The following is a 17,573-nucleotide window of genomic DNA, read 5'->3' as shown; positions in this document are numbered from 1 at the left end:
CAGTATTATTTAATCACAGAACATTAAAAGCGAAGAAGAAATTTCCATGTCAAAACACGATATCGGCCTGGTCGGCCTGGCAGTGATGGGACAAAACCTGGTCTTGAATATGGCCAATCACGGTTATTCCGTTGGTGTATTCAACCGTACCACGAGCACCACAGACGAATTCGTCAGCCAGAAAACAGATGAGCAGCAGATTACGGGTTACCATACCCTGCAAGAGCTGGTCGATAACCTGGCTACTCCTCGTAAAGTCATGCTGATGGTTAAAGCCGGCCCTGCTGTTGATGCCATTATTGACGACCTGAAAGGCATGCTCAGCCCGGGCGATATCATTATTGACGGTGGAAACACACACTTTGATGATACCAATCGACGGACCAAAGAAGTCGAAGATGCAGGACTCCTGTTTATCGGTACCGGTGTTTCCGGTGGTGAGGAAGGGGCGCTCAAAGGCCCCAGCATCATGCCCGGTGGTTCCCCCGACGGCTGGCCACACGTCAAATCGATTCTGCAGGATATCTCTGCCAAGGTTGGTGAAAACAACGACATTCCATGTTGCGAATGGGTAGGAGAAGCGGGTGCCGGCCATTACGTGAAAATGGTTCACAACGGTATCGAATACGGTGATATGCAGCTGATCTGCGAATCATACTACATTCTGAAGCATGCCCTGGGCCTCACAAATGAAGAGCTCTACAAAGTCTTTGATGAATGGAATCGTGGCGAACTTGAAAGTTACCTGATCGAAATCACCCGCGACATCTTCACCGTACTGGATGGAGAAACCGGCGACTATCTCGTCGATAAGATTCTGGACACCGCCAAACAGAAGGGTACCGGTAAGTGGATGAGCCAGCACGCTCTTGATCTGGGCGTCCCCACCACACTGATTACCGAAGCTGTTTACGCCCGTTGCCTGTCAGCCCAGAAAGAAGCACGCGTCCGGGCTTCCAAAATTCTGAGCGGTCCCGATAAAAAATTCGAAGGTGACCGGGATCAGTTCATCGAAGACGTTCGCCAGGCACTCTACGCATCTAAACTGTGTAGCTATGCTCAAGGCTACGTACAGTTGAACTCCGCCGCAGAACACTTTGGCTGGAAACTCAACAATGGCGACATCGCTCTGCTCTGGCGTGGTGGTTGTATCATTCGTTCAACCTTCCTGCAGGACATTAAAGCCGCCTTCGACAAAAATCCGGAACTGGAAAACCTCCTGCTGGACGACTTCTTCCGCAATGCTGTTGAAAAAGCCCAGCCCAGCTGGCGTCGTGTTGTGGCCACTGCTGTCGAACTTGGCCTGCCAGTTCCCAGCTTCACAGCAGCTCTCAGCTACTATGACGGCTATCGTCAGGCACGACTGCCTGCCAACCTGCTGCAGGCTCAACGTGACTACTTCGGTGCTCACACCTATCAGCGGATGGACAAAGAAGGCACGTTCCACACCGACTGGATTCGTGAGCGTCGCCTCGATTCGTAAGCCCCTCAGCGGGTCTCTTCGAATCACCTGGCTGGTTCCACTGTAGCCAGACTATCCATTTGCCCGTTAATAAAGCCATAATAACACTTTATTAACGGGCATTTTCATGATGAGTGGTGAGGGAGTGAGACAATGCGTATCGTGTTGCTGGGAACAGGCGGATACCACCCGAATGATCGTCGACATACCGCCTGTCTGATGCTGCCGGAGTCCGGGATCATCTTTGATGCAGGAACCAGTTTCTTTCGCGTTCCCCAATACATGCAAACCCGAGACCTGCAGATCTTTCTGACACACGCGCACCTGGACCATATTGTCGGACTCTCATTCTTTCTGGTTCCCATGCTGACCGGACAGGTTGATTCTGTCAAAGTCTATGGCGAAGCTTCCAAGCTGGATGCCATTCAGGCTCACTTGTTCAGCGAAGAAATTTTCCCGCTGCTTCCCGATTACGAATTCATCACCCTACCTGAACAGGTCTCGGTTCCGGAGCAGGGCACTCTCCGCCACATCAACCTGGAACATCCTGGAGGATCCGTCGGTTATCGAATCGACTGGCCCGGCCATTCTCTGGCTTACGTTACAGATACATCCCATCCGGAGCAGCATCTTGAATTTGTCAAAGGTGTCGACCTGCTCATCCATGAATGTTATTTTCCAGACGAGCAGGCTGAATGGGCTGATAAAACCGGACACAGCCACACAACCCCTGTTGCAGAACTGGCGCGAGATGCCGGCGTTGGAAAGCTGGTACTGACACACATTGATCCTCAGCAGACCGGCGATGATCCGGTAGGAATTGAAGTTGCCCAGAAGCTCTTTCCGAATACAATACTCGGTGAAGATCTGATGGAAATTGAGTTTTAAGCCACGTCTCACACATACATGTTTCAACAAGCCAACTAAGAAGCAGCTGAAATCCATGACGAAAGAAACATCCCCGCAATCATTTCTTTCTCAGGAACTCCTCGACATCTTACGGGATCCGACAGACGGCTCACCTCTGGTTCTGGATAAATCACAGGCGAACCTCAATTCGCCAACCTCGGAAAAATCGTATCCGGTTATAAATGGGATTCCTCGCTTTGTAGAGCAGGAGCATCTCTCCAGCTTCGGTCTGCAGTGGAACAAATATGAAGTTGCTCATGATGATGAAGACCGGGCGACATTTACAGCCAAAACCGGAATGGAGCTCAGCGACTTAAACGGTCTTCGCATCCTGGATGCAGGTTGCGGCGGAGGCCGTTACTGCAAGGTCGCTGCCGAGGCAGGGGGGATTGTCTTTGGCGCAGACCACACAACTGCAGTCGAAAAAGCGAGTAAACTTTGCAGCCACCTCGATCAGGTACACCTGGTTCAGGCTGACTTGAAGCATCTCCCCTTTGAACCGGAGTCATTTGATTTCGTTTTTTCAATCGGCGTGATGCACCACGATAAAGATACCCGGGCCGTCTTCGACGCAGTAGCCCGGATGGTCAAGCCGGGAGGTAAGTACTCAGTCTGGCTCTATCGGAAAAATCAATGGTGGCAGGAAGGCATCAATTCCGGGCTGCGAAAAATCACTACGCGCATGTCCCCGGAAAAACTGGAGCCCTGGTGCCGCCTGGGAGCATGGCTGGGTGGGATTCCTGTGATCAATAAAACCTTGAACAAGGTCGTGAATTTCAGCAACCACCCCAACTGGGAAAACCGGGTCTGCGATACCTTTGACTGGTTCGCGCCTGCTTACCAGTACCATCACACTGTGGACGAATTACAAGGCTGGTTTAAAGAAGCTGGTTTTGAACAGCTCAAAATTCTCCCTCCGGAAAAAACAGGGAGTTTCTACCGCTGGTGCTATGATCACAACTTACTGATCGGCAGCGGCGTGAATGTCCAGGGAACGAAATCAGGAGAGAATCAGTCAGACAACAAGCCGTCTTGATTTTTCCGATCAGTATAGACTACGTGCCTTCCCTGACTGGAGTATTCAATACAGCATTCATACTCGATTCGCTTCAATTGTGACATTCTGAAACTATCAGATTTGATCTCCCATGCTCCCTGCAGAAAGGGTAGATCAGACTTGACAATCTGGTTCAAAAAAGTGATAGAGGAGTGAACCTTTAGTTGCTATAAACATCATTTCATCCTGTTGATCGACTCGTTGTATGCCGTGCTTTGAAGTTGCAGATACTGAGTCAGGCCCAGCAGGTAAAATCCAGACAATTCAATATCCCCCACCAGCTGTACTGGTTTGGAATTAAGCGCCACAGGGAGAGTCATGAATCCATCGAATCCTCCGACCGGGCAATCGAATGCTGAAATAGAAGAGTTACGCAACAAATATTACAACGCAACAGTCCAGGATTTGCGCATGCCTCACGCGCATCTCATGATCATGCGTGTAAAGCCTGATGCGGAAGTTCCCCGTTTCTCAGGGGGCCAATATACAACCCTGGGCCTCGGTTCCTGGGAACATCGAGTCGATGGCGGATCTCTCGCAGAATTACCGAAACAGAAACTGATCCGCCGCGCATATTCGATCTCGTGCCCTATGCTTGACGTGCAGGGAGATCTGCTGGCTAATGATGAGATTGATTACCTGGAGTTTTATATCACTCTGGTTCTACGTCCCGACACTGATGATCCACCACTGACCCCCCGCCTGTTCAACCTGAAAGAAGGCGATCGACTGCATCTTGGTAAAAAACCAGTCGGTACATACACGCTCAAACCAGTTGAACCTGCAGATAATGTCATCTTTGCCGGAACCGGAACTGGTGAGGCCCCGCATAATTCCATGACGATTGAATTACTCAAACGTGGACATACCGGGCAAATCGTATCAATGACCTGTGTTCGCTATCGGGGTGACCTGGGTTACCTCGATCAGCAGAAACAGTTACAGGAAAAATATCCGAACTACCGCTATGGATCATTCACGACCCGTGAACCGGAAAATATTGATTCAAATCATCCTCATTACGTGGGGAAACAGTACCTGCAGGATATGATCGTACCGGATAAATTCGAGGCGCAGTTCGGCTGGTCCCCCAAACCTGGAAAGACACACGTTTTTCTCTGTGGTAATCCTTCCATGATTGGTCTACCCGAGAAAAACGATCAGGGAGAGTTGGTTTTCCCTGAATCCAAGGGAATGGTTGAACTGCTTACCGAGCAGGGATACAAACTCTCAACTCCGAAGAGTCCGGGAAATATCCACTTCGAGAAATACTGGTAAGCGAAGAAGGGTTTCAATTCCCCTTGGCGCATCGAAAACGGGGCCTGTCAATTCAGCCCCGTTTTTGCTTGGCGCATTCCACACCTGTTTTGAGAGAAAACAGGGGGCCGCAAATTCGCTGGTATTATGTTGTGCTTTGAAAAAGCAAATTTTCCAGAACAGCGAATCTCTATTATTCTGGTCCAGCCTGACGACTAGTCCTTGCGGTGTCTGATCTTAGCTCTTGCACGTCGTTTTTTACGACCAATTTTTCGACGTCCTTTACCGGTCTTCTTGGTTCCCATTCGAAGCAATGCCTTTCGTATCTACTTCTAAAACTTAGAAAATTGAAATATTCACTCTCTGAATGCCGCAATCCACTCTAATCGCTCCTGATTTGAAGTGATTTTTGATCAGCGGCTGAGTTGTAAGTCCAAGGTGGAAAATACGATTTTAACAGGCATTGATCAAATCTTCAACCACTCATGTAACAGGAAATCACCTGTGCCTTGAGAAATCTGTTACAAACCTCGAAGATAGACCAGCTGACGACTGGCATTAAAAACCCTATTTCAACTTCAGGAACGACAAATATGGATTACCGCAACTTAGGAAAAGCTGGTGTACACGTCTCTCCCGTCTGTCTGGGCACGATGATGTTCGGTGGCCCCACCAGCGAGGCTGACTCCATCTCCATCATGCATAAAGCCATTGATCAGGGAATCAACTTCTTCGACACCGCAAACATGTACAGTACAGGTGGTTCCGAAACCGTTGTCGGTAAGGCACTGGTCGACCGCCGTGATAAAGTCGTTCTGGCCACCAAAGGACGGGCTCCGATGGGAGATGGGCCCAACGATGCGGGAGCCAGCCGAGTTCATTTGATGCGGGAGCTCGATCGCAGTCTGCAGCGGATGCAGACCGATTATGTTGATATCTATTATGTGCACACCCCAGATTATCAGACGCCGATCGAAGAAACTCTCCGCACTCTGGATGACATGGTCCGCTCTGGGAAGGTCCGCTATATCGCCTGCTCGAACTTCCGTGCCTGGCGTTTAGCCGAGGCCCTCTGGACAAGCGATGTGCGTAATCTCTATTCCTTCAGTTGTGTCCAGCCCCTTTACAACATCATGAACCGAGACATTGAAGTTGAACTGCTGCCACTCTGTCAGGAGAAGGGGATCGGTGTTGTCAGTTACAGTCCGCTGGCACGTGGCATCCTGACGGGTAAGTACCAGGCCGGCAAACCATTCCCGGAGGGCAGTCGCGCCTCCCGCAATGATAAGCGGATGAACGAAGCGGAACTACGCGATGTCAGCATCGAACTTTCGCAGGAAATCTCAGCCTATTGCGACAAAAAAGGCGTTTCGATGACCAATTTCGCGCTCGCCTGGTGCCTGGCTAATCCTATTCTGACATCGATCATCATTGGTCCGCGCACCATGGAACAGTATGAAGATAACATGGGATGCCTCGACGTTGAAATCACAGCCGAAGACGAAGAATTCATCAATTCACTGGTTCCCCCGGGAGAACACAGCGGAAAAGGTTTCCAGGATCCGCAGTATCCGGTAACGGGCCGCGGAAAATAATCGATTCAGGGAAGTCCCCCGAACTGACGGACTGCTTCGTACATGACGGTATTCGCTGTACTGGCAAGATTGAGACTGCGGACCTCTTCATACATCGGCAGTTTCAGATTACATTCGGGGGACGCGTCCCTGACGCTGGGAGGCAGGCCATTACTTTCGCTTCCGAACAGGAAGACGTGCCCTGGCTCAAATTCAGCATCCCAGAGCAATCGGGTTGCGAACTTTGTCAGCTTCCACCATGTCCTGTCTGAGAGCCGCTCCTGCACTTCCTGCAGGCTGTCAACGGCTTCCCAGTTCAGGTGTTGCCAGTAATCCATCCCGGCTCGCCTCAAATGTTTTGCGTCCAGCTTGAACCCCAGGGGACGAACGAGCCAGAGTTTCGCTCCCACAGCCACGCAGGTGCGACCGATATTACCTGTATTTTGCGGGATATCCGGCTGATAGAGGACGACATGCATCAGGGGTTCAGAGGAAGATGACATTCAGGTGCTCAAACTGGTAAAAAACTGACAAAACAGTTACAAATACGAATTTACAGCACTCGCAAGCCAGCGCTGACTATGTAATACTTAACGCATTCCCGCTATTATACTTCTGCTTATCGCAGATACGCGTCAGCGTAATGAATCATTATTTGAAATGGTACTGACAGTAGTTCCTGCTGCTGATCTTTTTCCAAATTCCCACAAACCGATTTCAGACCAGAAAACACAATAAGATCTTCCGATGTTTCAAAAAGTTACTGATGCCAGCTTCATCAAAGGTGAACACGAAATCCTCAAATTCTGGGAAGAGAACCAGACGTTTACCCAGCTCCGCCGGAAGAATCAGGGAAAACCCAAGTGGAGTTTTTTAGACGGTCCGATGACCGCCAACAACCCCATGGGCGTGCACCATGCCTGGGGAAGAACCTACAAAGACGCCTATCAACGCTATTACGCGATGACGGGACATGAACTCCGCTACCAGAACGGCTTCGACTGCCAGGGGCTCTGGGTCGAAGTGGAGGTCGAAAAAGAGCTGGGATATGGCACCAAACAGGAAATCGTTTCTCACGGGATCGATAAATTCGTCAACGAATGTAAAAAGCGGGTACTGAAGTTCGCCGCTCGTCAGACCGAGCAGTCTGTACGACTGGGCTTCTGGATGGACTGGGACAATCCGGATCAGTTACGTGAGCTGGCGCAGTCCGTCGGTGAAGAGATGGAAGTCACCATCACCACCCCCAGCGGTAAGCAGGTAACTGATCGAGCTGACATGCTGGTCTCACGTCTAGGGAATGCGGAATGGGGCGGGAGCTACTTCACCTTCTCTACTGAAAACAATGAAACCATCTGGACCTTCCTCAAGAAGTGCTATGAACGGGGGAAGGTTTATCGAGGACATGACGTGATGCCCTGGTCGGGACGCGGGGGCAGCGCCTACAGCCAGATGGAAGTGGCCGATGGTCGTAAGCTCTCTGTCCACAAATCCATCTTCGTCCGCTTCCCTCTGAAAGACCGGGAAAACGAATTCCTCCTGATCTGGACCACCACCCCCTGGACATTGACCAGTAACGTGGCCGCGGCAATCAATCCGGATCTGGAATATGTCAAACTCAAGGCGAAAAAAGACGATGCGATTTACTACTTCGCCAAGGACAACCTCGAGTATCAGCGACTGAGTCGAGAGTACAAAGAAGGCTTTGGACGCCCCGAGTGGTCCTGGCCCAAAGATGTTCCCAAACTGAAAACCCTGGCTCAGATTTTCAAAGAGCAGGGGGGATATGAGATTGTCGACACCATCAAGGGTGCTGAGATGGTGGGCTGGGAATACACTGGTCCTTTCGATAATCTGCCTGCACAACAGACCCCTGGCGGATACCCCAGTGACGATAATCTGCTGGATCAAAGTGGAATTTCCTGCCACAAGGTTGTCGACGGTGGACGCGATTTCAAAGGAAACCCGCATGTGGTCGCTGGTGAAGGAACCGGGATCGTACATACCGCCCCTGGCTGTGGTGATGTCGACCACCAGCTTGGCAAACAACTCGGGCTGGTCGCGATTGCACCGCTGGGCGAAGATGGTCGGTTCGAGGAGGGCTTTGGCGAATTCACTGGAATGGAAGCCATCGATCCTGCGACTCCAGAACTGGTCTTCGAAAAACTGAAAGAGAAGGGCCTGCTGGTTTCAGTCGAACAGTACCCCCACATCTATCCGCATTGCTGGCGGACGGGCGATGAGCTGATTTTCCGCCTGGTAGATGAATGGTTCATTAACATGGACTGGCGCGAAGAGATCAAGGATATCACCCGCCAGATCGACTGGGTCCCTTCCAGTATTGATGGGGAGCAGCACGAACTCGAATGGCTGACCAACATGCGCGACTGGATGGTCTCCAAAAAGCGTTTCTGGGGCCTGGCACTGCCGATCTGGGTAGACGAAGAAACCGGTGATTTCGAAGTCATCGGATCCCTTGATGAACTCAAGGAACGTGCTGTAGAAGGTTGGGAAGCACTCGAGGGGCACACGCCGCATCGTCCCTGGATCGACCAGGTGAAACTGAAAAACCCCAAGACCGGGAACCTGATGACCCGTATTCCGGATGTGGGAAATCCCTGGCTGGATGCAGGCATCGTGCCTTTCTCCACAATGCAATACAACACGAACCCGGAAGAGTGGGAGAAATGGTATCCGGCAGACCTGGTCACCGAATGTTTCCCCGGTCAGTTCCGCAACTGGTTCTATGCCCTGTTATCGATGGCTACCATGATGGATGGGACTCCTCCATTCAAAACATTGCTGGGATATCGCCTGGTGTTGAATGAGGAAGGCAAACCTATGCACAAATCAGATGGAACCGCCATCTGGTTTGAAGAAGCAGCCGAGCAGTTGGGCGTCGACACAATGCGCTGGATGTATCTGGCACATAACCCCGCCAGCGATCTGCGTTTTGGCATGCGGAACCCGGACGAGCAGGTCACGCTGGAGACTCCGGAAGGCCCGATCTCAGAGACCCGCGAAGGAGCACCAACCTGTCTGGTTGAGAGCAAACCAGCCGACGAAATCCGCCGCCAGGTATTAATCCCTCTCTGGAACTCCTACGCATTCTTTGTGAACTACGCACGGCTGGATGAATTTGATCCTTCACAGGCAGCTGTTCCTGTTGCAGATCGTCCTGAAATTGACCGCTGGATTCTGTCCAATCTTCAGGCACTGCTGGTCTCTGCGAAGACGGAGATCGAAGCCTACAACTATGCCGGCTTCCTCAAGAATGCGACAACGTTTATTGACGATCTCTCCAACTGGTATATCCGTCGGAACCGTCGTCGATTCTGGCGTTCACAGGATGCCAATGACACAGACAAACTGGCTGCCTACCAGACCCTTTATGAAGTTCTGGTCACGCTTTCTCAAGCCCTGGCTCCAGTCATTCCGTTCTTGACCGAACGCATTTATCAGAACCTGGTAACCAGTTGGGATAAGAGTGCTCCCACCAGCGTACACCTTTGCGATTTCCCCATCTGTGACACTGAGCTGCTGGACGAGAAACTTAATTTCCGCTCAGCTCAGGCTCAGATTATGGTCAAGCTGGGACACAAACTGCGGGATGAATCGAATCAGCGAGTCCGTCAGCCACTGGCTGAGTTACGCTATGCATGTCAAACCACAGAGCAGGCCGAAGCCATTGAAAGCCTCGCCAGTACTGTGGAAGAGGAACTGAATATTAAGCAGGTTACCCGTTGTGAAAACCTGGATGAACTGGTCAGCTACACTTATAAACCGAACCTGAAAACACTGGGTCCCAAATACGGAAAACTGCTCGGGGTGTTGCGTAAGGAACTTCCCGAACTGGGTGATGAGGTTCTGGGCCCCCTGAGACGCGGTGAATCGGTTTCGCTGGAACTCTCGGGCAACCAGATCGATCTGGAACCGGATGATGTTCTGGTGGGAACAGAACAGGCTGCTGACTGGGCAAGTGCCGACGAGCAGGGGATCCAGATTGCGATCTCGACGAAACTCACACCGGAGCTGGAACAGGAAGGGATGGCCCGTGACTTCGTTCGCCAGATTCAACAGCTTCGCAAAGAGGCCGATCTGGAAATCGAAGATCGGATCATTGTCACATATGATTCGCAGGGGACAGCTGAGATCGACCAGGCTGTTTCCAACTGGACTGATTACATCCTGGGAGAAACCCTCGGGGATCAGCTGGATCAGTCTCAGAGCCTGACGGATGGCAAAGAAGTCACCATCGGAAATGCGAAGGCCCTGATTACAATTCAGAAAGTGTAAATCAGTAGAATAGAAGGAGTGTCAACGTTACATCGATTTCACGTTGACACTCCATTTTCGACTTATTTACTTGTTCTTTTCCTGTTGTTCCTGAAGTCGTTCGACCAGTCGTCCCACATAGCTTTGCAGACGACGATTAACCTGATTATTCTTCACAGGCAGTTTAGCGATCTGGTCCTTCACAGCAGCGACCTTTTTCGGTCCCAGCTTATCCAGTCCATTCAGAGCCAGCATCGCGACATAGAGTCCATCTTTCTTCTGATTCGCGAGGGAAATCAGTGTTTCGACGCCTGCGTTGACATCCTGCTGATTCCCGTAGCGTCCCAGAGCCTCCGCGGCGATGCACCGTACAGACTTCGATGAATCCTGCAACGCGGCTCTTAACTGCGGGGCAGCCTGCTGCACTGCCTGTTTGCCTCGAATCAGAAAGCCCATCGCGGCCCAGTAGCGAACGACATCATTCTCATCTTTGAGGCCAGCCAGCAGCTCTGCCTGGGCATTCGTTTTTTCCGATGAGGCCAGATCCGCCATCGCTAGAACTTCGGGCAGAGGATACAACTCGGAATTATGTCCGGTAAGATAGGGTGCCTTCCCATCCGCCAGTCGATGAATTTCTGCTTCCGGCATAAAGCCCAGATCACGAATCGCCAGCAGTTTCTGATGCTGTGCTTTGCGAAGTTCATTTAAGACTCCCCGGTGCTCGTCAGAATCGACCAGGTTTTTGACTTCGTCCTGGTCTTTCTGCAGATCGTAAAGCTCTTCGGCCGGCTTAGTTTCCCAGAAATAAGTTTGAGGTGGGACAAGTTCTCCCGCATCATACATGCGTTTCCAGACCTGAGTGGTCGGTGTCTGGAACATATAATTCAGGTACTGGCCATATTCCTTGTGTGGCATATAGTTGCGGATGTAAACATAACGCTTGTTACGCACAGAACGTACGAGATCGTAGCGTTCATCCATTCTGCCCCGAAACCCGAACAGGTAATCCTGAGGCTTCGTTTGATATTGTCCCAGAAAAGCATAACCCTGCATGTGTTCGGGAGGTTCGATTCCAGTCAAACTTAACAATGTTGGTGCAAAATCAACAAAGCTGACCAGACGATCCGACTCTCCATCAGTCCGATAATCGGAAGAAGCCAGACTACGAAACTTCGGAGGAATGTAGATCACCAGCGGCACCTGCAGCCCCGAGTTATAAGGCCAGCGTTTGCTGCGCGGCATTCCAGAGCCATGGTCGCCGTAATAAAAGATGATCGTATCATCGGCCAGACCTGCTTCTGCCAATTCCTTGAGGTTTTTCCCCACCAGCGCGTCCATTTCCGTTATACGATCGTAGTATTGCGCCCAGTCGTGACGCACTTCCGGCGTATCCGGATGATAGGCTGGGACTCGTGCTTTCGCAGGATCATGAACCAGAGTATGAGGCCGGTTCCGGATTTTACTCTCATGACTGATGGTGTGATTAAAGACAGCAAAGAAAGGTTGTCCGGGCTTACGATTTTTCCAGTGAGCCTTCCGGCTGGATTCGTCCCAGATCTTTCCCACAGATTCGACGTTATAATCTTCCTTGCTGTTATTGGTACAGTAATAACCGGCTTTACGCAGGTACTGTGGATACATCAGAAACTGTTTCGGAAGCTTGACCATACTTCGCATATGTTCGGCCCCCAGGCAAGTCGGATACATCCCTGTTATCAGCGTGGTCCGGGCTGGAGCGCAGACCGGGGCATTAGACCAGCAATTGAGATAGATCGTTCCCCGCGAAGCGAGTTTATCGATATGGGGAGTATCCGCGTATTCATCCCCATAACAGCCGAGGTGGGGACCATTGTCTTCACTGGTAATCCACAATACGTTGGGGCGGACGTTCTCAGAATCCGCTGCTGATAACGTGGTGACGGATCCCAAAACCAGAGCCAGCACGATCGCACTGAGGAACGCACCGATTATCATTTGTTGAGCACTTCTAGGCTGCATTGATCTCACTTTCAATTCTAAACCGATAAAACAGACGCCCCACTTTCAGAGAGTCTGGAATTTTTTAACTGAGTTAAGTCGTGCAGTCACAAATAGACTGCCGACTACTGACCACGTACATCGTAGCAGAGCAGTAGATCCTGATCGCGCAAAAAAAGCTTCCCGTCAGCGACGACTGGATGCGGCCAAGCGGGCTTTCCAGTCCGTTGCGGCTGATCAAAGCGTCCTTTTTCCACATATGCTTTGGGATTCACCTCGACAAGGGCGATGGGCCCCTTCTCACTACGCATGTAAATATGACCGTCGGCACAGGTCAGAGCCCCTTTTCCTACCGAACGATCCTGCCAGACGGTCTCACCGTTTCGAAGGTTGATACATGTGAGAACCCCTGGGTCGCTCGATCCATAAAGATAACCATCGATCTGGACCATTCCACCATGATGATTTTTCATGTCGGGAGTGAAGAAACCCAACTGCGCAGTGACCCGATTCTGGGCAGCCGACAACTTAAGCAGCGCCCCTCCGGTTCCATAGCCTGAAGCATAGAATACGGAACTCATCTCAGGATAAAAAACAGGTGCAGAACAGTTCGCGGTCTTATTCGCCGCCCGATCATTGCCCCAGAGAGGCGTTCCGTTTTCAGCTGCAATTCCCATGACTCCCGAGTGGGTGAAATTCACGTATTGCTCGACACCTCCGACATCAATTTTAATCGGCGAAGCATAGCCGGCCTGGGGATTGGAGGGCACTGCCGATTTCCAGATCAGACTGCCATCCTGCTTCTTCAGTGCAACCATGGTCGCGCCCTGTCCTCCCGGTGTGCAGATCAGCTTATCGCCATCGATGAGAGGGGATTCACTGATCCCCCAGACGATATTTCTGGCTGAAAACTCCTGCAGAATATTCTTTGACCACTCGAGGTTTCCATCCCGTACGGAGAGGCAGGCAAGATTCCCATTCGCTCCCAGGGCATAAACCAGGTTGCCATCAACAGTCGGAGTTGAGCGTGGTCCATTCCCCTGGTTATTCTGAAAGATCGGTCCATTGGGCTGAGACCAGACAATTTCCCCCGTATTCAGATCGATAGCAAAGACTGTCTCTTCGTTGGCTTTGGTTCCCATGGTAAAAACCAGATTGCCACTGAGTGAGACGGAAGAATATCCTTCGCCCAGCCCGCGAGCAGTCCATAGGAGTTTGGGTGGGTTTTGACTCCAATCCTTCAGCAGCCCGGTCTCTGTGGAAATATTAGCCCGGTTCGGACCTCGAAACTGCGTCCATCCCTGATTTCCTGCAGGACTGGCGTCAGAAGCAGCTGCCTTCTGACTGGTTTTCATTTCTTTACGGGGACGTTCCACCGGGGGTTTTGTTTTGGGTTCCAGAGACTCTCGAACTGAAAAACGAGTAATCTTGCCAGAACTGTCAGTAAAAACGGTGGCTCGCTGTCCTGTTTTGAACTGATCAAAGGCGGCAGTTTTCCCGTTGAAAGTAATCGGAATCGAAGCAGGGACGGTAAAACTTTTTTCTTTTCCACCCGAAGTTTTGATCACCACCTGTTGTTGATCAGCAGAGATTGACTGAATTTCCCCACTGAAAATCGCTGCATCAACCCGGGATTCCAGCAGCATCAAATTGAACAGACAACACACCAGACTAAACAGACAGATCGATCGCATGAGAAACCTCTTTGAATCGGGAGAAAGCGTCTGACTTCCGTTTGCACTGCTGACCAGCAGGCAGGATCCTGTATCGATTGTACTGAAATTAATTCACGGTATGAAGCAGGAAAGCAGATTTGTCCATGAATGACAGCTTTTCTGACGGCCCTGTGGGGCACAGTACAAATGGCCCCTTTCAGTCAGCAGGTTTACCCGAAGCAGGCGTTGTCTGCAGTAAAAGATCAGCAACAACAGGGCGATGATCCGAGTACCAGGTCCAGCGATTTTCAGAAGAACGTACCTGGAACAATGAATTGACCCAGATCGCATCCAGATCCAGTACAGGCAAGGGCAGGGGCCAAGTCGCATTATAACCCTCCCCGGCCTGTTCGAATGAGTTTCGACAGAGTTTACGCAGCGGATTGAAATGGACGGAGTCTCCAGGAGTATTGAAATCTCCCACTATTAAAACAGGATTTTCTTTCTCTTGAGCAACTTCCTCTGCGAGCTTCTGCAGTGCCTCTTTGCGGGATCTGAGAATATCGCTGTTGATATCCACCAGGTAAACCACAAAGGCCTCGGAAATCGAGGAAGCCCCAGACTGCGACACATCAGCCTTAAGATTAATTTTGAGATAACGCCCCATCCGGCCGAAGTTCCCGTATTCACTCGCGGTCGTGGGAAGGCGAGACAAGAGCATAAAACCATTTTTTCCAGTTTGAAAACGGTACCCCGGAAATGTGTTTTTCCAGAACTCCTGTTCCGTGGACAAATAAGATTCCGCTTCCACTAATGCCACCAAATCCGCATCAACCCGCTTGATCTCCTGAACCATATTTCCAATGCTCCAGAGCTGATCTCCGACATTCCAGAACAGCACACGTATAGGCATTGAATCCGCTTCTAACACATGATTCGCAGTGTGATGCTTCTGAAACTGTTTCTGATAGCACCATACGCCGGTTAGAGCTCCCATCAAGAGCCAGATCAGAGCCAAACGGTACCAGCGAATCCAGAGAGTCAGTACTGAAAGAAAGACCGCTCCTGCGCTTGTCATAATCAGGGGAGATATATAGAAAATCAGAGTAGAAATCGTCCCCCCCGAGTCCCGGATTGTCAGGCGCACGATCAAGGCTAAAACCCAACAGACTGACATGACAACAGCCAGAGGTTTCATCAGCCATATTCCCCTGCGGGCTGGTCTCCCAGGCTCTGACTGACCTTCACCATCTTGCTCGACGAGCTTTTCTGAGTTCATGTTTACCTGTTATTCCTGACAACACCAAAAGATCGGAAAACAAATTCAATTGATTCTGTAATTCTGATTCTGGATGAATTCCCTGGAAATATGTTATTATCACGCTACAGATGACATCATGTAACGTGTCAACTTCGACTTTTTTGTACCAGAGGGATTATTACAAGATGAGCCAAACCCCCGAAGAGCGAATTCAGGAACTGGGCCAGACTCTGCCAACTCCGCCAAAGGCTGTAGGATCATACATTCCAGCCACCCAGTTTGGAAATGTGATTGTCACCAGTGGTCAGCTTCCTTTTATTGGTTCAGATCTGATGTTCAAAGGGAAAATTGGTGGGGACCATCTACATGAAGATGACGGGGCCAATGCTGCTTGCCTGTGCCTGATGAACGCCCTGGCGCAGGTTAAAGCCGTAGTGGGAGAACTCTCCCGAGTCAAACGGATCATTCGCCTGGAAGGCTATGTCCATTCTGCACCGGGTTTTGATCGTCAGCCTTATGTTTTAAATGCCGCCTCTCAGCTTCTGACCGATATTTTCGGGGATCAAGGCAAGCACACACGTGTCGCTCTGGGGATTGCTGAGATGCCCCTGGAAGCAGCGGTGCAACTGGCGCTCTGGGTTGAAATCGAATAATCCCCTCAATCTTTTGACCACCTGCCCGAATGAAGTTCAGTGCGATTGCTAAATGGAGTAAGCACAATGTCACGAACTGATGTCGATTTTTCTTTCCGAAAGTCAGTCCCAGCTTACTGGTTCCTGAAGTGGGGTGTTTTGCTACTGCTCTGGACACTGGCTTTGCCGGGGCCCTTGTCTGCACAGTTACCCAAAATCTCGCCAGGATCAGCCCAAAACCAGGATCGTCAGTCTCGAGAGGAGCCAAACAGCCGTGATTCTACTACGACTGAGCAGGGGCGTTGGACCTCGTTTCTGGGAAATCAGCGAAATGGGATATCCGACGAAACCGGACTGAATGTGAACTGGAATAAGCACAAACCGTCTGTCCTGTGGCGGGAACCGCTGGGAGGTGGATACTCCTCCATAGTGATCGCCGACGGGAAGCTCTGGACGATGGCGACGCACCTCAATCATGATTACATCATTTGTCTCGATGCTCTATCTGGCAAGAAGCTTTGGTCGACTCGAGGTGCGCCCACCTACCTGGATAATCAGCGTCAGGCCCGAGGACCTCGATCTACACCTACCTGGCATGCAGGAAAACTCTACTGCCTGCTGCCTGCCGGTGATCTTCTCTGCCTGACCGCAGATACAGGGCGCATTCTCTGGAAAGTCAATATTTTTGATATCAGTGGTGCGCCGCGACAGGAGCAGAAAACGATCTACTACTGGGGGATGTCTGCTTCACCTCTGATAGAGGGGGATCTGGTCATCCTTCAGCCGGGTGGATCTGCCAACAATTCGGTGATCGCCGTCCACAAGGACACAGGCAAGCTGGTCTGGTCTGCTGGAACTGACCCGCCGGGCTATGCTTCCCCAATCGTGATAGAAGCCGAAAACCAACGACAGATTATCGTTCCCACTGGACAATCCATTCTCTCCCTAAATCCGAAAGAAGGTAGCCTGCTGTGGCGGGTTGTCTGGGGAAATAAATACAACTGCAACTGTGCCACTCCCGTCTGGAATGAAGATTCCCTGTTTATCTCTTCCGCGTATGGGACAGGCTGTATGCGGTTTGCTCTGATTCTACAGAACGAGGAACTCCGCCCCATCTCGCGTTGGAAGAACCTATCCATGCAGAATCAGTTTGCCACCAGTATTATCAAAGATGGGTATATCTATGGGCCTCACGGAGATCTGGCGACAGTCACTTATCGCTGCCTGGATATGCAGCAAGGGGAGGTGCAGTGGAAATCACGGCGAGTGGGAAAATGCACCCAGATCGCAGCTCAGGGTCATTTAATCTGCCTGACAGAGCAGGGAACCCTGTTGCTGATCGAAGCGAATCCCACCGAATATCGTGAAAAAGGGGAATTGACCGGCTTACTGGAATTCAAAGCCTGGGCTCATCCGGCACTCGCAAATCACAGGCTTTATCTGCGTGATGAAAAACGAATTCTATGCCTGGATCTGCAAGAAAAATAGCCGCGAGGAATCAGGTATCCTTCACG

General features: G+C 50.9%; 12 protein-coding genes. 8 read left to right on the top strand and 4 right to left on the bottom strand.

Annotation, left to right across the window (positions count from 1 at the left end):
* Window positions 1–46 precede the first annotated feature (46 nt).
* The 5 genes from gnd to HG66A1_RS11505 all read left to right on the top strand — a co-directional run bounded on the left by gnd (window position 47) and on the right by HG66A1_RS11505 (window position 6,280).
* A complete protein-coding gene (gene gnd, locus HG66A1_RS11525; RefSeq protein ID WP_145183604.1) occupies window positions 47–1,483 on the top strand; it encodes a decarboxylating NADP(+)-dependent phosphogluconate dehydrogenase in 1,437 nt (478 codons plus the stop codon).
* Window positions 1,484–1,615: 132 nt separating this feature from the next.
* Window positions 1,616–2,350 (top strand): MBL fold metallo-hydrolase, encoded by a 735-nt coding sequence (locus HG66A1_RS11520; protein WP_145183601.1) that lies wholly within the window; start codon window positions 1,616–1,618, stop codon window positions 2,348–2,350.
* 55 nt (window positions 2,351–2,405) lie between these two features.
* Entirely contained in the window at window positions 2,406–3,407 is a 1,002-nt protein-coding gene (locus tag HG66A1_RS11515) for a methyltransferase domain-containing protein (RefSeq protein WP_145183599.1), read from the top strand.
* Window positions 3,408–3,746: 339 nt separating this feature from the next.
* Window positions 3,747–4,706, top strand: a complete 960-nt coding sequence (locus HG66A1_RS11510; RefSeq protein ID WP_145183596.1) for a ferredoxin--NADP reductase — start codon at window positions 3,747–3,749, stop codon at window positions 4,704–4,706.
* 572 nt (window positions 4,707–5,278) lie between these two features.
* Complete coding sequence (locus HG66A1_RS11505) at window positions 5,279–6,280, top strand: aldo/keto reductase (protein WP_145183593.1); 1,002 nt, start codon at window positions 5,279–5,281, stop codon at window positions 6,278–6,280.
* A 5-nt stretch (window positions 6,281–6,285) separates the two neighbouring features.
* Here the strand turns inward: HG66A1_RS11505 and HG66A1_RS11500 are convergent, their stop codons facing one another.
* On the bottom strand, window positions 6,286–6,762 hold the full coding sequence (locus HG66A1_RS11500; RefSeq protein WP_145039911.1) for a tRNA (cytidine(34)-2'-O)-methyltransferase: 477 nt from the start codon (window positions 6,760–6,762) through the stop codon (window positions 6,286–6,288).
* Between the two features lie 244 nt (window positions 6,763–7,006).
* Here HG66A1_RS11500 and HG66A1_RS11495 point away from each other — a divergent pair, with 244 nt between their 5' ends.
* Window positions 7,007–10,555 (top strand): class I tRNA ligase family protein, encoded by a 3,549-nt coding sequence (locus HG66A1_RS11495; RefSeq protein WP_145183590.1) that lies wholly within the window; start codon window positions 7,007–7,009, stop codon window positions 10,553–10,555.
* Window positions 10,556–10,621: 66 nt separating this feature from the next.
* Here HG66A1_RS11495 and HG66A1_RS11490 read toward each other — a convergent pair whose 3' ends face one another.
* The 3 genes from HG66A1_RS11490 to HG66A1_RS11480 all read right to left on the bottom strand — a co-directional run bounded on the left by HG66A1_RS11490 (window position 10,622) and on the right by HG66A1_RS11480 (window position 15,079).
* On the bottom strand, window positions 10,622–12,508 hold the full coding sequence (locus tag HG66A1_RS11490) for a sulfatase-like hydrolase/transferase (protein WP_145183587.1): 1,887 nt from the start codon (window positions 12,506–12,508) through the stop codon (window positions 10,622–10,624).
* A 128-nt stretch (window positions 12,509–12,636) separates the two neighbouring features.
* Window positions 12,637–14,205 (bottom strand): PQQ-binding-like beta-propeller repeat protein, encoded by a 1,569-nt coding sequence (locus HG66A1_RS11485; RefSeq protein ID WP_145183584.1) that lies wholly within the window; start codon window positions 14,203–14,205, stop codon window positions 12,637–12,639.
* A gap of 178 nt (window positions 14,206–14,383) precedes the next feature.
* Complete coding sequence (locus HG66A1_RS11480) at window positions 14,384–15,079, bottom strand: endonuclease/exonuclease/phosphatase family protein (protein WP_197997103.1); 696 nt, start codon at window positions 15,077–15,079, stop codon at window positions 14,384–14,386.
* 533 nt (window positions 15,080–15,612) lie between these two features.
* On the opposite strand from HG66A1_RS11480, the gene HG66A1_RS11475 reads away from it, so the two are divergent.
* Complete coding sequence (locus tag HG66A1_RS11475; protein WP_145183578.1) at window positions 15,613–16,080, top strand: RidA family protein; 468 nt, start codon at window positions 15,613–15,615, stop codon at window positions 16,078–16,080.
* 66 nt (window positions 16,081–16,146) lie between these two features.
* Entirely contained in the window at window positions 16,147–17,547 is a 1,401-nt protein-coding gene (locus tag HG66A1_RS11470; protein ID WP_145183575.1) for a PQQ-binding-like beta-propeller repeat protein, read from the top strand.
* Window positions 17,548–17,573 lie beyond the last annotated feature (26 nt).

The sequence above is a fragment of the Gimesia chilikensis genome (assembly GCF_007744075.1).
Lineage (GTDB): Bacteria > Planctomycetota > Planctomycetia > Planctomycetales > Planctomycetaceae > Gimesia > Gimesia chilikensis_A.
Note: the sequence above shows the minus strand (reverse complement) of the source record. Positions and strands in the feature narration are given on the sequence as shown.

Coding starts and splice junctions, on each gene's coding strand:
- gnd (WP_145183604.1), top strand. CDS start 47: ATGTCAAAACACGATATCGGCCTGGTCGGCCTGGCAGTGATGGGACAA.
- HG66A1_RS11520 (WP_145183601.1), top strand. CDS start 1,616: ATGCGTATCGTGTTGCTGGGAACAGGCGGATACCACCCGAATGATCGT.
- HG66A1_RS11515 (WP_145183599.1), top strand. CDS start 2,406: ATGACGAAAGAAACATCCCCGCAATCATTTCTTTCTCAGGAACTCCTC.
- HG66A1_RS11510 (WP_145183596.1), top strand. CDS start 3,747: ATGAATCCATCGAATCCTCCGACCGGGCAATCGAATGCTGAAATAGAA.
- HG66A1_RS11505 (WP_145183593.1), top strand. CDS start 5,279: ATGGATTACCGCAACTTAGGAAAAGCTGGTGTACACGTCTCTCCCGTC.
- HG66A1_RS11500 (WP_145039911.1), bottom strand. CDS start 6,762: ATGTCATCTTCCTCTGAACCCCTGATGCATGTCGTCCTCTATCAGCCG.
- HG66A1_RS11495 (WP_145183590.1), top strand. CDS start 7,007: ATGTTTCAAAAAGTTACTGATGCCAGCTTCATCAAAGGTGAACACGAA.
- HG66A1_RS11490 (WP_145183587.1), bottom strand. CDS start 12,508: ATGATAATCGGTGCGTTCCTCAGTGCGATCGTGCTGGCTCTGGTTTTG.
- HG66A1_RS11485 (WP_145183584.1), bottom strand. CDS start 14,205: ATGCGATCGATCTGTCTGTTTAGTCTGGTGTGTTGTCTGTTCAATTTG.
- HG66A1_RS11480 (WP_197997103.1), bottom strand. CDS start 15,079: ATGCCTATACGTGTGCTGTTCTGGAATGTCGGAGATCAGCTCTGGAGC.
- HG66A1_RS11475 (WP_145183578.1), top strand. CDS start 15,613: ATGAGCCAAACCCCCGAAGAGCGAATTCAGGAACTGGGCCAGACTCTG.
- HG66A1_RS11470 (WP_145183575.1), top strand. CDS start 16,147: ATGTCACGAACTGATGTCGATTTTTCTTTCCGAAAGTCAGTCCCAGCT.